This is a genomic window from Klenkia brasiliensis, assembly GCF_900100695.1.
GTDB lineage: Bacteria > Actinomycetota > Actinomycetes > Mycobacteriales > Geodermatophilaceae > Klenkia > Klenkia brasiliensis.
Window position 1 is genome coordinate 663,092 of record NZ_FNCF01000003.1, and the last position, 21,147, is coordinate 684,238.

Genomic DNA, 21,147 nt, shown 5'->3' on the forward strand with positions numbered 1-21,147 from the left:
CCCCACCGGCGGGTTGTTCGAGAGCGAAGCCGACGACTAAGTCAAGGGCAGGCGCCATCCGCGAGCCCCAGTCCGCAAAAGACAAGGGCGTACAGCGAGCTAACCACGACGGATCCCCAAGATGGTCGGTGGTGAACTTGCACGCTCTTGACCGCATCGGTGGGCGGGGACACCGACACGGAGGCTGCAGTCGCTGGCCGGCGCCGTGTTCCGCATCGCGGGCATCCCGATGCGGTGGACATCGGTCGTGCACGGCTGCGTTCCCGGGGGCGGCCACCGACGCTGGGACCTCGCCGACGTGCACGAGCTCGCCGCTGCGCTGACCGGGTCCCGGTTCACCCGGCACCGCCATCGACGACCGCCATAATCGAGCCGGTCGAGGTCGCGGACGACGTGTGGGCCAGCGACCTGACCGCGCCCGGCACAGCTCACCCGACTTCGCCGTCGTCTCGCTGTGCCGGGTCGGCGAGCCGCTCGGCCACGCGGTGCCGCGATTCGCACACCTGACCGACGACGACGCCATCAGCGAGCTGGACGCCGTCCTGACCGACGTCCTCGGCGACATCGCGGCAGCGAGGGCCGGAGGCCGGCCGGCGCCGTGCGCTGCTACGCGGGCCAGTCGCGGACCTGACTGGTGCTGCGCGCGTGGCTGCTGCTCAGCCAGCGCTTGACCGCGCAGCAGGCAAATGGACACCGTCGCAGCCAGGTGGACGCACCTGAGCCGGTGGAACGACAGCTTCACCGCCGCACTCGAGCGTGTGCACTGAACTGCGGAGCAGTAGCAGGCCCCGTCAGAACAGCCGCTCAGAGCTCCAAGTACGACGCGAGTAGCCGGCTCTTGATGGGTCGCCGGTCTACGCGGCTCATCAAAAAGCCCGGTGCGTAGTCCGCAACGAAGATTTGCTCCCACCGCTCGGCCCCCGTGAACCTCATCTGGTTCTGGCTCCTCGTGCCAAGCACTTGGATGAGCAGGGCTTCGAACTCACCCACGGCACTCCGCGTGCTCACGTTCTCGACCGCGTTCCGGGTGACGATGCGACTCCAGCCGTCCCGTTCAGGCCAGTCCTCGACATTGTCGAAGCTGAACCAGGAGAACCGCGACCAGTCCTTCTGCTTGTCCTGGTCGTGAGCCTTCAACCGTTGACCGAGCCCGTGCGCTCCGGACGCCAATCCGACATACGTCGCGCCGTAGTCGTTGTAGAGGAGGTAGAACCCTCGTGCGCGACGAAAGTCGCAGACGCGCAAGGCCCCCTTGTTCTGGTTCCGTCGTCCCAGTAGCTGCCAGCGTTCGCCGGCGTCGTGCGGGCCGAAGACCTCATCCCGTTGCCAGAAGAGGCCGAAGGCGCCTATCAAGTGATTGCTCATCCGGGGTGGTCCGATCTCGTGCTGGCTGTCATGGCAGAGCGCTCACGGTTGCTCTTCGTAGCCGAGATCCATCAGTCGCTGCCGTGCAACAGCGATCTCCCGACGTGAGAACAAGGACGCGAAGTCGGGATCCACGACAGCCCATTCGACGCTGTGCTCGATCATGTCCTCCTGGTCCAAGCGCCGCAGGAGACGAAGAGGCTCCGCCCTCCCCACGATGAACTTGGCGAAGTCCACCGCACCGAGTGCGTCCAATCGCTCGCGGTACCAGTCGTTCAGCAAGGAACCCGCGGCGTCGACGCCAGAAGCAATTCTCGATCGGAAGGCCTCAGCCGGGTCGGGCGGCGCGAACGCGGCCTCCCGGCGAGGAGCGGGCGCGGCCGACGGCGCCCAGGTCCCCGACTGCCCCCTCGCCGGGTCCCCCACGACCAGGTCGCTGCCCCTGCGAAGGACCACGCCTGCCCTCTCCACACGCAAGACCGCGGCGGACACGGCGGACTGGATGTCCGCACCGGCTCGCCGCCACCGGTACAGGTTCCGCACGGCAGTCAGCACCGCCTCGTCGGTCATGACGCCCGCATCGCGTACGAGCGATGTCACCGCCAGATCGAGCTCGGCGGGCGGCACGTGCCCGACCTTCCGGACAGCGTCGTCGTCGGCCGGGACCCGGACGGTCTCGGCGGTTCGCCCGGCGATGCTGAGGAAGTCCCTGTCATCGCGGATGACGCGCAGGCCGTCGACCTGGACGCGCGACAGCACCCAATCCACGTTGCTCTGGATGAGGGCACCCGCTCGGCCGATGTCCCAGTCCGTTCTCAGGAGCTCTAGCAGCCGGTCCCGGTGCATCGGGGCCTCGGCCCTCAACACCCGCTCGATGTAGGCCCGCAGTGCCGGTCGAGATTCAGCCGCGCCGGGCGCGAAGCCGCTGTACTCACTCCGCGTCCGGCCGTACCCAACTGCGCTCGGCAGCGGCACGGCCCACGCCGGAGGTGCGTCGAAGTCGATCTCCTCCTCGATGACCTCCACCGGGGCCGCCACTCGAGGTTGGGGCACCGTGGGAATCGGCTCATCGGCCACCGCGGCGTCGATGGCGGCCTTCAGACGTCGGATCGACCCGTTCCGGTCCCGCACCCAGGTGAGTCCCCAGATGCGGTGCATCCGCCACCCGAGGCCCTCGAGGACCTGCTGCCTCAGACGGTCCCGATCGCGAGCTGACTTCGCGGAATGGTACTGGGCACCGTCGCACTCGATACCCAGGACGTACTCACCCGGTCGCTCCGGATGCGTCACCGCCAGGTCGATGCGGTAGCCAGCGCTCCCCACCTGCGGTGTGGCCTGGTATCCCATCGACCGCACCACATCCAGCACGTCCTCCTCGAAAGGGCTTTCGGGTGCGGCGTCCCCGTCGACGGCACCGACTGCGAGGGCCGTGCGGCCACGGGCCGCGTAGTCCAGGTAGGCCTTCAGATGGGGGATCCCACCCTGGTCCGGATCCGGGGCCGGGAATTCGTCGTTGGTGATCTGGGAGGCCCGGAATGACGACACGACCTCGACCTTCCGACGAGCACGTGTGATGGCCACGTTGAGACGGCGCCAGCCGGACTTCTTGTTCAGAGGGCCGAAGTTCATCGTGAACTTGCCGTCGGCATCGGGTCCGTAGCCGACGCTGAAGATGGTGATGTCCCGCTCGTCCCCCTGGACGTTCTCGAGGCTCTTCACGAAGAACCCGTCCAGGCGGTCCGTCCGGGTGAGCAGACGACCCAGGACAGGCTCCGTGGCCGCGCGACGCTCGAGGGCTGCGAGCACAGCGTCTTCCTGCGCGGCCGAGAAGGTGATAACCCCCATCGACAGGTTCCGGTTCTGCACAGCATGGTGCAGGACTCTGTCCACGACCGCTTCGGCCTCGACGGGGTTGTCCCGCGTCGTGCCCCGCTGGTAGACGCCCTCGACCACGAAGCTCTCGATGCCCAGGTCGTCTGCTGCGAACGTGGCGCCGGGGAAGGTGTGCAGCCGACCCTCGTACACGCGGTGGTTGGAGTACGTGATGAGGGACTCGTGCTGACTGCGGTAGTGCCAGTCGAGCCCCAGGCTAGGAATGGTCCCGGCCGCCTTGGCGAGGTCGAGCACCGAACCGAAGGAGTCAGGCGCCGACTCGTCGTCCTCCGCCACGTCGTCGTCCGTCGAGCCGAAGAAGTTGGTGGGCGGGAGCTGCCGCTGGTCGCCGGCGACGATCAGCGCGGAGCCCCGGTAGATGCAGTTGATGGCATCCCACGGCAGCACCTGCGACGCCTCGTCGAAGATGACGACGTCGAACCGCATGTCGGACGGCAAGTACTGGGAGACGGCCAGCGGACTCATCATGAAGCAAGGCTTGAGATGGCGGAGCAGTCCTGCTGTCTCGCCGATCAACTGCCTGATCGGCTTGTGGCGCGACTTCTTCATTGCTTCGCGCTTGATAGTGGCCGCAGCCGGCGAGTGCAGGGACGCCGGTCGCAGGGCGTTGCACGCATCCACGACGTCCGCGAAACGCTTCTCGACCAGTTGTGCGTCGAGGCCTCGGAAATGCTCGACCAGGGCATCCCGATCCGCGGGACTATGCCGCTCCAGCCTTTCGTCCGTCCGGACGATGGCGTCCACCCACGCCAGCAGAACCGCTCGTTCGATGAGCGGCGCGACCTGGTCGGCGGGGCGGGCCTGCTCGACGATCTCGTCCACCACCATGCCCAACTTGACGGCGAACCAGGCCCGCTGCCGGGTGTACTGCTCGAAGACCGGCACCTGGTCGAGCGCTGTGTCCGCCATGTCCCGCAGCAGCTCCGTGGCTCCGGCGAGATCAGATGCGAGCTCGCTGATCAGCTCCGCGCGGCGAGCCGGGACGAAGACCTCGACGAGCGCCGGGCGGTGCTCACTCCACGCCCTAAGCCGGGCTTCCAGCTCGGCCGAGGTGATGGTGAGGGAGTCGAGCGACCGAGCGACCAGGGGCTCGGTCTTGCCACCGAGCAGGGCTTGTACCGATTCCGCCCAGGCAAGGGACCCCCCGAGATCGACCCAATCGGTGTCGAGTCCGTCATAGGCAGGACCAAGCTCGTTCCTGTCTGCCTCGAACGCCTCCAAGATCGCCGAGCTTCTGGCGTCCCGGCCCGCAGCTGCGACGAGGATGCTCCGAACCTCGGCCAACGGCAGGTCGCGACCGACGATCGTGGCCACGTGGTCGGACGCCTGCTGGACGGGTTCGAGAGCTTTGGCGAGGTTCTCCGCCCACGTCGCCAGATTGACGAGCGGTAGACCGGTCAGGTGATTCGTGAACTGCCCGAACCGTTGGTGGACCTCCCCCCACAGCTGCGCGACGGAGTTCCGGAGCTCGATCCCGATCGCGCTCAACAGAGGGTTTGGCTGACCGTCAGCGCCGAGCTGGTTGGCCAGGGCCGGGACGTCGAGGTCACGTCCCGCGATCTGGACAGCTCGTCGTGCCACCTCCAGAGCAGCGCTGACGCGGTCGAAGTCCGTGTCGACGCTGCGGTAGTAGAAGCCCAGGCCGGCTGCACGCTCCTGTTCACCGTTCGACAGGGCGCGCTCCGCCTGCTGCCACGCAGCGGCCTCCTCCAGCCGAGCCCGCACCTCGGCGTTGGCCTTCCCTGTGACCGTGACGGCCTTCAAGGCCCTGCGGTCGGCTCGCGCCTGGCTGGAGAAGCGACCGAATCCGGTGTGCGACTCGGCGAATCGTCGGTGGAGGGCACGGAGGTCGAGCTCGAGGGCCGCAGGGGTGAACACCTCGTCGATGGACGCTCGCCTTTCGCGCACGGTCGCGACGAGGGTTCTCAGCACGGCCTCGGACTCGGCGAGGGCGGCGTGGAGGTGCGGGTTGAACCACTCGTTGAGCGGGCGTGCTGCTGAGGTTCCGAGAGCAGCCAGGTCGGCGAGGCGGTGGGCGACCTCCAGGCTGGGCCCATCCGCTCCGAACCCCAGATCCACCCCGAGTCGACGGGCATGCTGGTCGATCTCGACCAGCCTCGGCGGCAGAGCCGTCAACCAGGCCACCAGCTGTGCGACCTCGCTCGCCACCACTGCGTCACCGACCGCCCAGCCGAACCGGCCGTTGTCGTGCAACCCCTCGGTCTGGACGACGAGCTCGCTCTCCAGGGCCCCGTGCCGCGGACCTGCAGTGCCCTCCAGCTCGGCCTGAGCAGCCGTGAACTCCTCGACAGCCTGCTTGCGCGCCACCAGACGAGCACGCTTCTCGCTCAGGGCTGCACCGTCCAGGCACAACCACTCGACGGGGGCGTGGCGCGGACGCTGCTCAGCCAGTGCCAGGAGGGAGATGCGACGGCGCACCGCGTCGTGCGAGCGCGGAAAGCTTCGACCGATCTCGGTGTCCACCGCGTCGACGAGGTCGACGAGCGACGCCCCTGCGGCCGCCGCGGCGTGCGCCCTGCGGTGCAGGTCGTCGACGTCGACCCGGGAGCCCGGCACGATGTCGAGATCTCGCCACAGGAAGTCCGGACCAGCGGTGACCGGGTCCCAGACACGGCTCAGCCGTACCCCCCGGTCGCGGATCTCAGCGAGCTCGTGCTCGCGCAGGTCGAGCCATTCCTCCCGGTAGGGAACGCTGACCCCCGTGTAGGCGGCCAGCTGCGTCGTCCTGCCGAGGACCTGGAACAGGCTCTGCCCGAGGAGCTCCCGCTGCTCGTTCATCGCGGCTGCGAACTCTGTGAGCTGCGTCCGATCTGCGACGAGGGAACTGCGTTGGGCACTGCTGAAGCCGGTCGATACCCGAGTCCGCGTGGTCAGGGCGGAGTGGAGCTGACCGGCGACCTGCTTACGGGTCGCCGCATGACTGTGCAGCTCGAGGATGAACGGGTCGAGCCGCTTGGCGCTCAGGCGGTTGCGGACGACGTCCAGCGCGGCGGCCTTCTCGCTGACGAACAAGACCGACTTGCCCACGGCCATCAACTCGGCGATGACGTTCGCGATCGTCTGGCTCTTGCCCGTTCCCGGCGGGCCGTCCATCACGAAGCTTTTGCCGTCGCGAGCGGCGATGATGCAGCGCCGTTGCGTGCTGTCCGCATCAAGGATCGACATCATCTGCTCGGGTGGCAGCACCCGGTCCACGTCGTCGTAGGTTGCTGTGTCGAAGGCGTAGTCCTGGCCCGAAGGTGCGTCAGGACCGAGCGCCAGTACCTGGACCATGGGGTCGGCGAGGACCGCCTCACCGTTCTCCTGGAGATCCCGGTAGATGGCCTCCTTGTGGAAGCTGAACGTGGTCAGCACCGCGCGCTGGGTCACCTGCATCCGGTGGTCGCCCGCGACGGCGGTTGCCACCTGCCGCAGGTAGCCCTCGACGTCCGTCGAGTCGATGTCGGCAGGCGGCAGCGCGATGCCGAACAGCTGCTCCATCACCAGACCGAGTGCCGGGTTGAGGACCACGTCGTCCTCGGTGGCGGCAAGTGTCCAGTGCGATGCATCGCCGGCTCGGCTGAGTCGCACGGGCAGGAGGAGCAAGGGGCTGTCGGCCGGCTTGTCGTCCGCGTCGACCCATGAGAGGAAACCGATGCCGAGGTACAGGCTCCAGAACCCGCGGTCGGCGAAGGTCTGCTGACTGACCTGGTCGAGTCGCCGCAACGACGCTGGCAGGTCCTTCTCGGACTTGTTGGTGACCTCGACGACGACGCGACCGTCCCGCGGGAGCGGCCGACGCTCGGACTCCTCCCCCAGCACGGCGGTTCCCCGCACCGCGACCTCAACGGACCCCAGGGCCTCCCACAGTTCCCTGAGGCGGCTTGGCTGCACCTGCAGCGACGCCGACTTGGTGTGCTTGAAGTAGACGAGCCGTTGACGCCGGTCGACCGCGACCAGCGCGCTCTTCCACGCTTGGAGTTGGCGGTTGAGCTTCGCTTCGGCGTCGCGCGTCAACAGCTGGGGGACATGGCGCGACGCAGTCATCGTTGGGTGCTCCTTGCGAGGCGGTGAACCAGCGCAACGACCAGCTCGCGGTCGTCGTCGTCCAGCATGTCGATGAGTTCGGCCAAGCCGGGGCCCGCAGTCGGCTTCCGTGGGTCGTCGACGTCATCCGTCTCGTCGACGCGGCCTTGGTCGGCGGGGACCTCGTTCGGCAGGAGGTGCCGCAGACCGGGGGGAAGGTCAGCCGTGCAGATCAACCTGAGGAGCTGAGTGCAGCGGGTCATCGCCACATAGAGACGGCGAAGGCCGTCGGCACCCCCGGCCGCGATGGCGGACGGTTCGACGACGTACACCGCGTCGAACTCCAGTCCTTTCACCATGGACACTGGGACGACGGTCAGAGCCCGCCCGAAATCCTCTGCCGCACCGTCGCCGACGCGGTCAGCAAACTTCGCGGTGAGGGCCTCGTAAACCTCCGCGTGGTCTTGATCAGGGACGACGACGGCGGTGGTCAGACCTGCCTCGACGTCCGCGCTCGCCAGCGTCACCACAGTTGCGAGAAGGTCGGCGTCCGACTGCGCTGCCACATGGACCGTCGGTGCTCCCAGGCCCTGACGAACCGAGCGGGGCACTGCGAGGTCCGGTGCAATGTGCGGTAGCAGTCCGGCTGCCAGCTCGACCACGGGCCCGGGCACTCGGTAGCCGACGGTGAGATCCTCGATTTGCGCCGGCTGGTGGTGCAGGTGGACCGTCAGCTCTTGCCAATCGTCGCGGATCCACTGGCCGGTGGCTTGGGCCAGGTCGCCAAGGAGCGTGAACGACCCGCTCGGACAGCGCCGGGCCAACGCTCGGGCCTGCATCGGTGAGAGGTCCTGCGCCTCGTCCACGACGACGTGTCCGTACGAGCGGCCCTCGCCGTTCAAGAGGTAAGAGAGCTCATCGAGGCAGAACAGGTCCGCGGCTGTCCAGGGCTCGTCGTCGATCGAGGAGCGCGGCTCGCGGAAGAGTAGGGCCCGTTCATCAGCCGAGAGCACCCCCGATGCCGCATCGACCAACCATGTCTGGGTGCCGTAGACGCCGCGCAGCATTTCCTCAGGTGTGAGCGTCGGCCACATCCGGTCCAGAGCGTTGGTGAAGGTGGAGAGCCTCCGCAGCGCTGGCTCGGTCGCGATGACCGCTCGTCCAGCTGCTGCTTGTGCCTCGGAGTAGGCGCGGAATGCGGCAGCCGACAAAGACTGCCGCAGCACGTCACGGGCCTGATTGTGCGGAAGGCGACGAGACGCCGCGTCGGTGACGAGCTCGCGGACCTCGTCACCCGTCAGTGATGCCCTCGCCCCACCCAGCGCGAATTCGAGATCGCCCTCGGCCCACCCACGACGCGCGGTGAGCGCCCGGTGCAGCACCTCGCTCATCGCGGCGCTGCCCTTGATGCGTGCTGTCTCCGGGCGCTCCCAACCAGTCGCCAGCGCCTCCCCTGCGTAGAGAGACCCGAGATCGACCTGCAGCACGTCGGATGCGTCAAGCGATGGGAGCACACCGCTCATGTAGCTCAGAAAAGCAGTGGAGGGCGCGACGACGAGGATCCCGGTGCGCCTCAGATCGGCGTCGTTGAACGCCTGCCATGCCGCCCGGTGGAGACCCACGACCGTCTTGCCGGTCCCGGGCCCGCCCTGGACGACGAGCACACCCTGCCGCGGTGCGCGGATGGCGCGGAACTGCTCGGCCTGGATCGTGGCCACGACTTCGCGCATGACGCCGTCACGAGACCGGTCCAGCTCGATCAGCAGGGCGTCGCTGAGCGGAGTCGGGCCGTCCGACCGGCCGGCGAGGACGTCGACTGCTGTCGATGCGGTGATTTCGTCGACGACCTGGGACAAGACCCGGTCCTGCTCGACGAAGACCCGCTTGAGCGCGAGACCGGATGGTTGGGCAGGGCTGGCCTCGTAGAACACCTGCGCCGCCGGGGAGTGCCAGCCTGCGACGAGGAGGTTCTTCGTCTCGTCGTGCACACGGCGTCGACCGATGTAGAGCGGCTCTTCGTGCGGGCGATCAACACGACCGAAGACGAGCTGCCCGGATCCGCGCGAATTCCGCAGGAGGTCCAACGCACGCTTGAGGGCGAAGGACGTGGCGCGGTTGCCTTCCTCGTACGTGTTGTAGGTGACCTCGACCGCGGCGAGGCCCTTGTCGAGCATCTCGTAGGCGGTGGAGACGTAGGCCTGCTCGACCTCGTGCTCCGGGTGCCTAGGCAATGAGGCCGCGCTGATTGCTTCCCCGTCCGGCAACGACCGGCCTTCGACTGCGGTGCGCCCCGACAACGATCTCCCCCATGTGGCTGCGACCAACCTCGTTCCGCAACCTTGCCATCCCGTCACGACGAATCTCGACACCTCAGAGTTCCACCTCACCCAGTTGTGGCGAGTGTCCGACCTTGACCACACCCTCGGATCCGCAGCCGGCCGTGTTCGAGACTTCGCCGTCCGGTTCAGGTAGGAAGACCGAGTACGACGGACCGGCCCGTCGTACCGACTCTGTGGGGGATCTGGAATGCGTGCTGGGCATGTGCGATCAGCCGGACAAGGGGCGTCGAAGGCAACAGGGCGGCTCGGGCAATGAAGGCGGTCGACGCCCACCTCCTGACCCTTCTGAAGGCCAGCAGCCAGTTCATCGTGCCGATCTACCAGCGGCTGTACTCGTGGCAGGAGAGCGAGTGCCAACAGTTGTGGGCAGACATCCTGCGGGCCGGTGCGAATGAACAACTCGGGGCTCATTTCACCGGGTCGATCGTCTACGTGGCCAGGGAACAGGGGACCAACACGTCCGCTGAGCCCGATCTGCTGATCGACGGACAGCAGCGGGTCACGACCGTGACTTTGCTGCTCATGGCTCTGGCCGAGCGCCTTGCGACCTTCCCCGACCGAGAACGCGAACCGGTGGAAGGTTTCTCGCCGCAGAAGATTCACGGCCTCTTCCTGACCAACGCCTACGAGAGCGGCGACAAGCAGTACAAGCTCATCCTGTCCCAGGCCGATCGTGACGCCCTGATCTCACTGCTTAACGGTGTCAGCCCCGGACCCGACGTCGTGAGCCGCATCGTCCCCAACCTTGAGTTCTTCCGCACCAAGTTGTCTGATCCGAAGCTCGACATCTCCGTCGTTTGCCGAGGACTCGACAAACTAGTCGTCGTCGACGTCAAGCTCACCCGCGGGGTCGACAACCCGCAGCTCGTGTTCGAGGCAATGAACTCGACCGGCCGCAAGCTTTCCCAAGCCGACCTGATTCGCAACTACGTCCTCATGGACCTACCACCCAACGACCAGAGCAACCTGTACACCTCGCACTGGCGACCGATGGAGCTCGAGTTCGTCGGAGCGCGGGACAGTCAGTTCGACGAGTTCGTCCGTCACTACCTGACGATCAAGACCGGCACCATCCCGCGCCTCGACGACATCTACGAGGCCTTCAAGGCCCATGCAGTGGCTGTGGTGGCGGCTGGTGACGACGTGCGGTCCCTCGTCACGGAGCTTCGCCAATACGCCCGCCGCTACTGCGCCATCGCACTGGGCAAGGAGGCCGAGGGACGACTGAGGTCCGCGTTCGGAGACCTGGACCAGATCAAGGCCGACGTCGTCTATCCCTTCCTGTTGGAGTGCTACACCGACTACGACCTCGGAGTCCTGGACCGCGACGAACTGCTTGCGATAGTCCGGTTGGTCGTGTCCTACGTCTTCCGCCGCGCCGTCTGTCGGGTGCCCACGAACTCGTTGAACACCACGTTCGCGACGTTCCGATCGGCTGTTCGAAAGGACCGGTACGTCGAGAGCGTCGCCGCGCACTTCATCAACATGAAGAGCTACCGGGCCTTCCCAACGGATGCGGAGTTCCTTGAAGCGCTGACCACGACGGACCTGTACAACTTCCGTCGGCGCTCGTACTTCCTCCGGGTGCTGGAGAACCACGGGAGGAAGGAGACCGTGACGATCGAGAACTACACAATTGAGCACATCCTCCCGCAGAACGAGAATCTCTCGCCCGCCTGGCGGGACGTTCTGGGCCCGGACTGGCAGGAAGTGCAGCGCAAGTACCTGCATACGCTCGGGAACCTCACGCTGAGCGGTTACAACTCGGAGTACTCGGATCACCCCTTCGCGACCAAGCGCGATATGCCGGGCGGCTTCGCTGAGAGCCCGCTGCAGCTCAACAAGGGCCTGGGACAGCTGTCCACGTGGGGAGAGCCCGAGATCAGGGACCGAGCCGATCGCCTCGCGGCACAGGCGGTCAGCATCTGGCAGCGTCCTGACGTCGCCCCAGACCTCCTGGCCGAACTCACGGCTCGCCGCGACGACAACGACTTCAGCATCGAGGATCACCCGAACTTGTTGACGCCGGAGCGTCGTGCGCTGTTCGAGCGGTTCACCGCCGAGGTCATGGCGCTCGATCCCGGCATCACCCGGACGTACCGCAAGCTGTACGTCGCGTTCCGCGCTGAGTCGAGCATCGTCGACGTCGTCCCCCAGAAGGCCCGGCTGCGCCTGAGCTTGAACCTTCCGTTCGAGGCCCTGCACGACGAACGTCACCTTGCGTGGGATGTCAGCGGTCGCGGGCACTGGGGTAACGGGGACACCGAGGTGGGCCTCAGCGAGGACTCCGACTTCGCCTACGTCATGGGCCTGGTCCGACAATCGCACGAGTACCAGATGGGTGGCGATTGAGATCGACAGCAGCAAGCCGACGACCGGTCCGACCACGACCGGCCAGACGGTACTCGTGAGATCGAGCAACGGCCCATGGACTGCCCCGGAGATGCACGGCTACGCGAACGAGGCCGACATGCAGGCCATGCTGCACGTCACGCCGTCCCTGATCGACGGAGTAAACCCGGACGCGATCTCCGTGACGGAGTTCGGCACGGTTGCCGGGCCTGCTGACCTCGTCATCGTCGACACCACTGGGGGGCTGACGCTCGTCGAGTGCAAGCTCGTACGGAATCCCCAGATCCGGCGTGAGATAGTTGGGCAGGTCTTCGACTACGCCGCACGGCTCGCCGAGACCACCCCCGCTTCGTTCGCCGAGCTGTGGGCGGGCCGCGGCGGGCCCCCGCTGGACGCCTTCTTCGAGGGCCGGACGGAAGCCCGCGAGCGGTTCGAGGCCGACCTGGCTGCTGGCGCGTTCACCTTGGTCCTCGCCGTCGACCGCATCCATGATGATCTTCGGCGCATCGTGCGGTACCTCAACGAACACACGTCGGCCGGTGTCCGCCTGCTGGCAGTGGAACTCAACAAGCTGACATTCGGCGACACCGAGGTCTTGGTACCGACCGTGTACGGGCGTGAGTCAGCTGATCAGAAGGATGCCCGCTCCAGCTCGTCCACACGTCGATGGGCGTACGAAGACGTCGACGCAGATTTGCGCTCGCGCGACCCGCAGCTGGCTGATGGTCTGCGGGCCTTCGAGCAGGAGATGGCTCATGCCGGATTCCGCGTGCAGGGCGGCGGGGCGGGCAGCGTCCCGAGCTACTCGATGTGGGGCCCGATGGTGGACGGCAGGGCGCCGACCCCCTTCAGCGTGTACGCCGGCGACCGCCCGTTGCTGTCCTGCACGTTCGAATGGAGCCGGTCTGCGGGGGAAGCAGCCGTGACCGCCTTCCTGGACGGATTGTTAGAGGCCGGCATCGAGCTGGAACGCGATCAGATCGTTGCCGCTGGTTTCAAGAAGCGACCGTCGGTATCTCTGGACGTAGTGGTCGATCCGCGTCGTCGAGCCGCAATTGTCTCAGCCGCCCGTCGCCTACTGCCCTCTGCATCGGATCATCCAACGATCAGCAGCGATGCATACTGAACTCCGGCTGAGGAATGGTGGCTACGGTCTGGTCTGATCGGTCGACGATGTACACCCAGCTGAGCGCCATCGATTACGAGCAGCGGTACACGCTGAGGACGCCGGGCTCCGCCCTTGTCTGCCAAATAAACCTAGGTTGTCATCATGACGAAAGAACCCCGGCCGCTCCCATTCTTCGACGAGACAGACTTCGGGGCGAACTTTCTCGTCGAGGTACGGAACTACGGTTTGACGGACGAGGACCTGGGGGGTTGGCGCGAGGCGGAGCTGGCCCATCTTTTCTACCAGGCTCGGGAACACGGGTTGGACCCCAAACGCCTCGGGACTTGGATGCGCGAACTGGGTGACTCGGATGCCGTCCGGGAGCGCTGGTTGCATGAGGAACATTCCGCAACCGGACGGGACGATGACGGCGAGGACCACCAGGACGAAGACGAGGCGGACGAGCAGTACGAGGACGAGCCTCAGGACGTCGACGAGGCACAGGCCGAAGACTTTGAGACCGGCTGGGCGGTGGTCGGGGAGCTAGCCCAGGAGTGGTCCCACGTTTGGTACGAGGGCTCAGAGCACGCCTGGCTCAGGTACGCGTGGTCGGCGCTAAACCAAGCAGGCATGACCGCAGTCGGCGACCCGGTGGACCGAGCTGAAGCGGTCGCGAGGCTCCTTGCCTTGACCACGCTGTACCGCGTCTTCCACGCACACGCCCACGAGACCGAGCACGTCGACGAGTGGCAGGACATGGGCGATCAGCTCTGCGGCCGCGAGCCGCTCGTGTCGGCGTTCGTATGGGGGCAGCTCAGCGAACGTCGGGGGCTCGCCGCGTACACCGATGATGACGACGAGCTCCCTGACGGGTTCGCCAAGGCGCTTGTCTGGCACTACGCCGAGGAGGTGGCGAGGGCTCTCACCGATCAGCTTGGGGAGAACCTCCTGTTCGCTTCCTTGTGGGCCTCGTCCTCCCCCGGCGTTCGGTTTCCCCTGAATGACCGTCGATACCACGAGTCTGTCGACGAGGACCCGTGGGAGAAGATGACGGCCTACACCTGGGTGAGCGACGGCATGAGTCTGTGAGCGCCACCTGAGGACGCCGGCCGTCACCGTCGCTCGCCAAGCAGCGAAGTGGGTCCCTGCGGCAGGTGCAACCAGACGCGAGACTTGGCCTGGTCGCTCTTGCCAACAGGGGCCACAGAGAGGTTTCGCATCCCATTCTTGGTCGTTCTCAGACGTCGCGGAACCGGCATCTCTGGTACCAGTTCGTGGGGGATGGTCGCGATGCGGCGGCTGCCATAAGTGCTGACGGTGGTCCTCTGTCTGCTCAATCAGTGAGTTCGCGGAGGCGTTAGGCCCACCTGCGGCCATGTCGAAGAATATGGACCAGGCGATTTGCTTATGGTCCGAACGTGCAGGTCCCTTGGCGCGCCCTCGCCTAGAAGGTGACGCCCCTATGTTCGGCCATACACCCGTGGCACTCGCCGCTGGCATCCATGTGCCAGGGCGAGAAGGATGAACGACACGTTCGACACCATCGGATGCGGCGCCTGCTCGCTGCGGTGATTCCGTGGATGGTTGCGCGGACAACCTCAGAGTTGGACACCAGCTCCGCAGATGAGAAAGTCACGCTGTCCTCCGGGGTGATCCCGCACCTGTGCCCATGCCAAGTGCCGACCGGCCGGGCCAGAACGACAACACAACCATCAACGCCCATGAGGACTTGTTCTGGGTCTCCGCTCACGTACCACTCACGCACCGTGAGGTCCTGGGCCTGCATGATGTCATCCGCCCGTCGCCACCCTCCACCGATGACGTCCACCAGTCCTCCGGCGGGCAAACGCAGCACGTCAGCAAGTTCCGCGGTCGACATGTCGCCCTCGTACTGATTTGCGTAGTCGGTACCGTCCTCGCTGCCCGCAGGCCGACCTGTCATGCCGCAACTCGCGGCGCCATCGACTCCATCTGCTCGATGACCAGGCGGATGGCCTCCGGCTGCTGGTCCGGCGGGTACTTGTAACTGATCAGGAGCCGTTTGATGGACGACCGCAACTTGGCGCGGACGTCATCCCGCACCGTCCAGTCGGTCTTGACATCGCGGCGCATGACTACGACGAGCTCGCGTGCGATCTGCGCGAGTACATCTGTCCCTTGAAGCTCGACCGCCGACTTGTTCGTTCCCACCGCGTCGTAGAAAGCCAACTCATCGGAACTGAGCGGGGGGTCGAATTTCGCCCCGCGCGCAGCCTCGGCCGCGACGTCGCGAGCCATCTCGATCATGGCCGCGATGATCTCGGCCGACGTCAGTTGCTGATTGGTGTACTTGTTCATCAGTTCCTGAAGCCGGGCCGAGAACGCCCGCTGACGCACGAGGTTGTGACGTGTGGCAGCTGCCGACTCACCGACCAGCATGTCGCGCAGCGCCTCGATCGCCAGGTGCGGGTTCGCTGCCTGCTGCACCGAGGCGGTGTACTCAGGCGTCAGGTCGGTCAGCTTGGGCCGCTCCATCCCGGCCGCCTCGTAGATGTCCACGATCTCCCCGGTGACCGTCGCCGACGCAACGAGGCCAGCGAGCATCAGCTCGATCTCCGCCGGCACCGGACGACCTTCGGCCTGGCGCGCAGCGGCGTCGAACTTGCCCATCCACACCCGCACCTCCTCGTAGAACTGTGCAGGGGCGCGCAGCTCCGGGAGGTTCGTGCCGCCGGCGGACAGCGCCCAGGCCCGGGACAGGTTGTTGGTCAACTCCCGGAACCGGTCGACGAGTGGCTTCTCGTCGTCCCCGACCTGGTTACCGGGTGTCGTGGGGGAACGGACCCAGTTGGTGAGTCCGAGCAGGGCGTCGCGGTAGCTCCGGGCGTCGCCGTTGAGCTTCGAGCGCCAATCGAACCCCGCGCACAGGTCGTCCAGCTGGCCGATCAGATCTCGGGTCAGCTGTACGGATTCGGCGACATCGCGGCCGACCGGCTTCTCGTCCTGGTCTCGCTCGGTGTACTCGGCCAGCGCGGCGGCGAGGTTCTCGGTGATCGGTGCGTAGGCGACCAGTAGGCCGGCATCCTTGGCCTTGAAGGTGCGGTTGACGCGGGCGAGGGTCTGCATGAGCAGCGCCCCCCGGAGCGGGCGATCCAGGTAGAGGGTGTGCAGCGGTGGCGCGTCGAAGCCGGTCAACATCATGTTCTGCACGATCACCAGCTCGAGCGGGTCCTCGCCGGACTCCTCCTTGAGCCGGGCCTGGACGACCTTGTTCTGCGACTGGCGCCGCACGTGGTTAGAGATTGGGGGCTGGTCGCTTGCTGTTCCGGAGTACACGACCTTGATCACGCCGGCGTCGAGTGCGTTGGACGTCCACTCGGGCCGTAGCGCGACGATTTCGTCGTAGAGCCGGGCACAGATCTCCCGGGTGGCTCCGACGATCATCGCCCGTCCGGACCAACCGAGGAACGGCCGGACGGCGTCCCGCCGGCGTTCCCAGTGCTCGACGATGTCGGCGGCCAACGCCTTCAATCGCGCAGGCGCCCCGTACACAGCGTTCAGGACGGCGACGGTCGCTTCGACCCTGGCGCGCTCGACGTCGTCCAGACCCGTGGTCGCCTCGTCGGCAGCGGCGTCCAGTTGCTCCGGGGTGAGGTCCTCGGTGCGCTCGACGGTGATCAACCGGGGCTCGAACATGACTGGCACGGTGGCGCCGTCAGCGACTGCGCGCGTCAGGTCATAGGTGTCGATGACCGGCCCGAAGACCTCGGCTGTGTTGCGGTCGGCGAGTGCGATCGGGGTGCCGGTGAACGCGATGAAGGTGGCGTGCGGAAGAGCGTCCCGAATGTGCCGCGCAAAACCGTCGAGGTCGTCGTAGTGGCTACGGTGAGCCTCGTCGACGATCACGATGATGTTCCGCCGGTCCGACAACAGCGGGTGGGCCTGCCCGCCGGTCCGTTCGGCATCGGTGCGACCGAACTTCTGCAGCGTGGTGAAGTAGATGCCGCCGGTGTTGCGATCGGCCAATGCGGTGCGCAGCTCGTCGCGGCTGCCGACCTGCACGGGGCTCTCGCGGAGCAGCCGGGAGACGGCGAAGCCGGTGAACAGCTGGTCATCGAGCTCGGTCCGGTCGGTCACGACGACGAGGGTGGGGTTGGCCAGCGCCGGGTGGTCGGCCACCGCGTGGGCGTAGAGCTCCATCTCCATCGACTTGCCCGAGCCCTGCGTGTGCCAGACGACGCCAGCCCGCCCGTCTCTGCGGACCGCGTCCACCGTGCTCCCCACTGCCTTGGTGACCGCGAAGTACTGGTGGGGCTTGGCGACCCGCTTGAGCCAACCGTCCCCGAGCTCGTCGAAGGCGATGAAGTTGCGCAGCAGCTGACCGAATCGCTCCTGGTTCGCCAGCCCGTCGATGAGCACGTCGAGTGCGATCTGGACGTCGACATCGGCCGGGTTGCTGCCCGTGGCGACGACGGCTCCGTCATCGTCGACGTTCCAGGGCGCGTAGTGGTTGAGCGGAGTGAAGGGGGTGCCGTAGGCCGCGGCCAGACCGTCGCTGATGACGGTGAGCGCGCAGCCGCGGAAGGCCAACGGGAACTCTCGCAGGTAGGTAGCCAGCTGGGCGTGCGCCTGAGACAGGTCACCGTCGGCGCGCTTGAGCTCGACGATCAGGACGGGGATGCCGTTGAGGTAGCCGACGACGTCGAATCGGCGCTCGACGTCATGATCTCGAATGGTGACCTGCGATGCAACGAAGTAATCGTTGTCCTCCACTCGATGGCCGACGACGCGGATGGTGGGGTTCTGCTCGACACCGGCGGAATCGGTGTAGGTCAGACCACGGAAACCGCCCACCATGATCTGGTGCATCCGGTAATTCTCGGTGATGGCGTCGGCCGACTTCGGCGCCAGGATGTCGGCTACGGCCTGCTCGCGGTACTCCAGCGGCACATGCGGGTTAAGCCGGTGAACGGCGGCCAGCAGGCGTCCCCGGCAGAAGAGGTCGGCCCAGCTGGTCCGGCCATCCTCCGCGCCCGGCGCGATGGCGACACCACTGAGTGGTGCCCAGCCGTGCCCGGCGAACTGCTCGATCGCGACCATTTCCCAGTCGGACTCACTAAAGGTCATGCCGGCTCCCCGTAGACGGTGTCGTTGCTGATCCCAAGCTGCCTGGTTACCGACCGTTGTGGGCCCTCGTGAGCTGATAAGGCGCCCTATCGAGGTAACCGCGCTCGCGGGGTCGACGTCCAAATTTAGTCACGTCACTGCCTCGGCCGCTTCTTCAGCGTCGCGAACGGCGATACGGCCGGACAACAGCAGCGGCAGCAGTTCGTCTCGAGTGGCTGCTAAGCGCTCTCGTTCCATCTCAGCTGCCAAGGCGGCGTCCCACAGACCTGTCATCAGGCCGTCCATCCCGCCCACCGCACCCCAAGGGGGGACGGGGGTCGGCTGGTCGAGGTGGTGGCGCTGGATGTGGCCCATGGTCGTGGCCTTGTCGGCCGCAATAGCCTTGAACTCGACGAGTTTGGTTTGCACTGCCTGGTTCACCAGCCATAGAGGCCAGCCCTTATCGGCCACGACCTTGAAGATGTGCTGGTTAATGATCGCTTCCGGCCGAAACCATCGTACTGCCGTCAGCGATCCGGACCAGGCAAACAGGAGGTCCCCGGGGCGGGCGACGTGGTCGCCAGCAACGTCGATGTCGTTGTGGACGGTGGACCCGCCGACACCCGAGTTCAACTCGGCGATCCTGATGACGACTCGCCCCGTTCCGGTCGCGCCCTTCGTGAATGCTTTGCCGTTAACGAAACGAGCCAACGACGACAACGGTGCTGTCTCGCTGGCGGCCTCCTCGTAGATGGTTGCGGCCAGTGCGTCAGCCTTCTCGATCACGGCGGCGTTCGCGGCACTCTTCTCATCGAGGGCGCCCAACACCTCCACAATCGCCCGCTGCTCGTCCGCATTAGGCAGGTCGAGAGATAAGGAAGCTATGTCCCGAAGATTGATGTACGCGGCCATGTCCGTGTTGTTCGCTCGGTGGGCCGCCTGCCCGAGAAAGGCGCCAGACCTGAACCAGTAAGCCAGTAGTCGTGGATGAAGGACTGTTTCGTCGCGAACCCTGAAGTAACAAAGCTGTGGACTGTAGACGACTTGCTCCGCACTATTCGGATAGACGGCAACGCGGCCAACCGTTCCTTTCGTGGTCAGCAGTACGTCCCCGGGCTGACTCGCCTTCGAGCCGATAGCTTTTGCGTAAACTTCGCTCACGAAGTCGGGTCCTGTTGTATGAACTTCGCCGTCTGTCACATCGGCGACCCGAAGAATGCGGAACCCGGGCTGCCCATGCTCGGACCTCTTCGTCCTGTATCCGTCACCGAAGTCAAGAACCCCACGCGATCGCAGCTCAGCAAGGGAGACCTCAGGCATGGAGGCGCTCCAGTTGGGTGCGGACGAGCTGTTCGAGTCGGTTGGATTCGTCGAAGGCGGCCAGGAGCTCGCCGCGGAGCCGGTCGATCTTTGCGTCCAGGGGTTCGCCGTCGTCCTCGACCGCGGCCGCCCCCACGTAGCGGCCGGGGGTCAGCGCGTAGTCGGCTTCCTTGATCTCGGCCAGTGGCACCGAGCGGCAGAAGCCGGGCACGTCCTCGTACGACAGCCCCTTCGCGACGGCCGATTGCGAGCCGCGCCAGGCGTGGAAGGTGTCGCCGATCCGGACGACCTCTTCGTCGGTGAGCGCCCGCTCGGCCCGGTCGACCATCACACCCAGCTCCCGGGCGTCGATGAACAGCACCTCACCGGCGCGGGCACCCTTATCGCGCGCGAAGAACCACAGGCACACCGGGATCCCGGTCGAGCGGAACAGCTGCGTGGGCAGCGCCACCATGCACGACACCAGGTCGGCCTCGACGATCGCCGCCCGGATGTCGCCCTCACCGTTGCTCTGCGAGGACATCGATCCGTTGGCCATCACCACGCCGGCCTGTCCGCGGGGCGCGAGCTTGGACAAGATGTGCTGAATCCACGCGTAGTTGGCGTTGTTCGCCGGCGGCACCCCGTACACCCAGCGCGGGTCGTCCGTGCTGCGCGTCCAGTCCTTCACGTTGAAGGGCGGGTTGGCGAGCACGTAGTTCATCTGCACATCGCCGTGTTGGTCGCGCGCGAAGGTGTCACCCCACCGCGCACCAAGGCCCTTGTTCTCGATGCCGTGGATGGCCAAGTTCATCTTCGCCATCCGCCAGGTCTCCTCGATCGACTCCTGACCGAAGATCGCCACCTCGCTCGGGTCGCCGTCGTGCTCGCGCAGAAACTTCGTCGTCTGCACGAACATGCCCCCCGAGCCGCAGCACGGGTCATAGACCCGGCCCTTGGTCGGCTCCAACACCTCGACCAGCACCCGCACCACCGACGGCGGGGTGAAGAACTCCCCACCGCGCTTACCCTCCGCCCGCGCGAAGTTGCCCAGGAAGTACTCGTAGACCTCGCCCATCAGGTCCCGGGCCCGGTGCTCGCCCTGCCGGCTGAACCGGGCGCTGTTGAACAGGTCGATCAGCTCGCCCAGACGGCGCTGGTCGATGTTGTCGTTGTTGTAGAGCCGGGGCAGCGTGCCGCGCAGGTTCTCGTTGGCCACCATGAGCGCGTCCATCGCCGCCACGATCAGCTCACCGATCGTGCGATCGGGTTCGTGGCCCTCGGCCGGCTTGCCCTTGGCGTACTGCGCCAGATAGGCCCACCGAGCCACCGGCGGGACGACGAACACCCCGTACCCCTGGTACTCGTCCCGGTCGTCGATCAGCCCGGCGATCTGGTCCTCGGTCCACCCGTCTGCCTCGGCATCGGCACGGATCTGCTCGCGCCGCTCGTCAAAGGCGTCGGACACGTACTTCAAGAACACCAGCCCCAGGATCACGTCCTTGTACTGGTGCGCCGACAACGAACCGCGCAGCTTGTCGGCGGCCTTCCACAGAGTGTCCTTCAGCTCCTTCATCGTCGAAGGAGCCGTGGACTGCTTGGCACGTGGAGGCACGAGGCTCACCTGTTCTCGAGAGTTGTAGTGGTATCCGGGACAGCCAGCGAACCCGCCGCAACCCC

General features: G+C 66.3%; 9 protein-coding genes. 3 read left to right on the top strand and 6 right to left on the bottom strand.

The annotated features are described in order from the left end of the window. Positions 1-804 precede the first annotated feature (804 nt). From BLT39_RS11745 to BLT39_RS11755, 3 genes are read right to left on the bottom strand one after another with little or no spacing between them, the layout of a single operon-like run. Positions 805-1,365 (bottom strand): hypothetical protein, encoded by a 561-nt coding sequence (locus BLT39_RS11745; protein ID WP_091062873.1) that lies wholly within the window; start codon positions 1,363-1,365, stop codon positions 805-807. A gap of 42 nt (positions 1,366-1,407) precedes the next feature. Beyond that, entirely contained in the window at positions 1,408-7,305 is a 5,898-nt protein-coding gene (locus BLT39_RS11750; RefSeq protein ID WP_091062874.1) for a DUF3320 domain-containing protein, read from the bottom strand. Beyond that, entirely contained in the window at positions 7,302-9,458 is a 2,157-nt protein-coding gene (locus tag BLT39_RS11755) for a HelD family protein (RefSeq protein ID WP_131801481.1), read from the bottom strand. The genes BLT39_RS11750 and BLT39_RS11755 overlap by 4 nt, the downstream gene beginning before the upstream one ends. A 417-nt stretch (positions 9,459-9,875) precedes the next feature. Here BLT39_RS11755 and BLT39_RS11760 point away from each other — a divergent pair, with 417 nt between their 5' ends. From BLT39_RS11760 to BLT39_RS22090, 3 genes are all read left to right on the top strand, one after another. Continuing rightward, on the top strand, positions 9,876-11,975 hold the full coding sequence (locus tag BLT39_RS11760) for a DUF262 and DUF1524 domain-containing protein (protein WP_091062878.1): 2,100 nt from the start codon (positions 9,876-9,878) through the stop codon (positions 11,973-11,975). After that, entirely contained in the window at positions 11,965-13,101 is a 1,137-nt protein-coding gene (locus BLT39_RS11765) for a PDDEXK family nuclease (protein WP_091062881.1), read from the top strand. The genes BLT39_RS11760 and BLT39_RS11765 overlap by 11 nt, the downstream gene beginning before the upstream one ends. A gap of 144 nt (positions 13,102-13,245) precedes the next feature. Continuing rightward, on the top strand, positions 13,246-14,172 hold the full coding sequence (locus tag BLT39_RS22090) for a hypothetical protein (protein WP_091062883.1): 927 nt from the start codon (positions 13,246-13,248) through the stop codon (positions 14,170-14,172). A gap of 849 nt (positions 14,173-15,021) precedes the next feature. On the opposite strand, the gene BLT39_RS11775 is transcribed toward BLT39_RS22090, so the two are convergent. The 3 genes from BLT39_RS11775 to BLT39_RS11785 form a co-directional block, all read right to left on the bottom strand. Then, a complete protein-coding gene (locus BLT39_RS11775; RefSeq protein WP_091062886.1) occupies positions 15,022-18,189 on the bottom strand; it encodes a type I restriction endonuclease subunit R in 3,168 nt (1,055 codons plus the stop codon). Positions 18,190-18,318: 129 nt separating this feature from the next. After that, positions 18,319-19,488 (bottom strand): restriction endonuclease subunit S, encoded by a 1,170-nt coding sequence (locus BLT39_RS11780; RefSeq protein ID WP_091062888.1) that lies wholly within the window; start codon positions 19,486-19,488, stop codon positions 18,319-18,321. Next, positions 19,481-21,147, bottom strand: a 1,667-nt coding sequence (locus BLT39_RS11785) for a class I SAM-dependent DNA methyltransferase (protein WP_242658333.1), incomplete at its 5' end; no start/stop codon positions are given. The genes BLT39_RS11780 and BLT39_RS11785, both read right to left, overlap by 8 nt.

Excerpts from the sequence above, each read along its gene's own strand:
- BLT39_RS11755 (WP_131801481.1), bottom strand. The coding sequence starts at position 9,458 with ATGCTCGACAAGGGCCTCGCCGCGGTCGAGGTCACCTACAACACGTAC.
- BLT39_RS22090 (WP_091062883.1), top strand. The coding sequence starts at position 13,246 with ATGACGAAAGAACCCCGGCCGCTCCCATTCTTCGACGAGACAGACTTC.
- BLT39_RS11760 (WP_091062878.1), top strand. The coding sequence starts at position 9,876 with ATGAAGGCGGTCGACGCCCACCTCCTGACCCTTCTGAAGGCCAGCAGC.
- BLT39_RS11750 (WP_091062874.1), bottom strand. The coding sequence starts at position 7,305 with ATGACTGCGTCGCGCCATGTCCCCCAGCTGTTGACGCGCGACGCCGAA.
- BLT39_RS11780 (WP_091062888.1), bottom strand. The coding sequence starts at position 19,488 with ATGCCTGAGGTCTCCCTTGCTGAGCTGCGATCGCGTGGGGTTCTTGAC.
- BLT39_RS11745 (WP_091062873.1), bottom strand. The coding sequence starts at position 1,365 with ATGAGCAATCACTTGATAGGCGCCTTCGGCCTCTTCTGGCAACGGGAT.
- BLT39_RS11775 (WP_091062886.1), bottom strand. The coding sequence starts at position 18,189 with ATGACCTTTAGTGAGTCCGACTGGGAAATGGTCGCGATCGAGCAGTTC.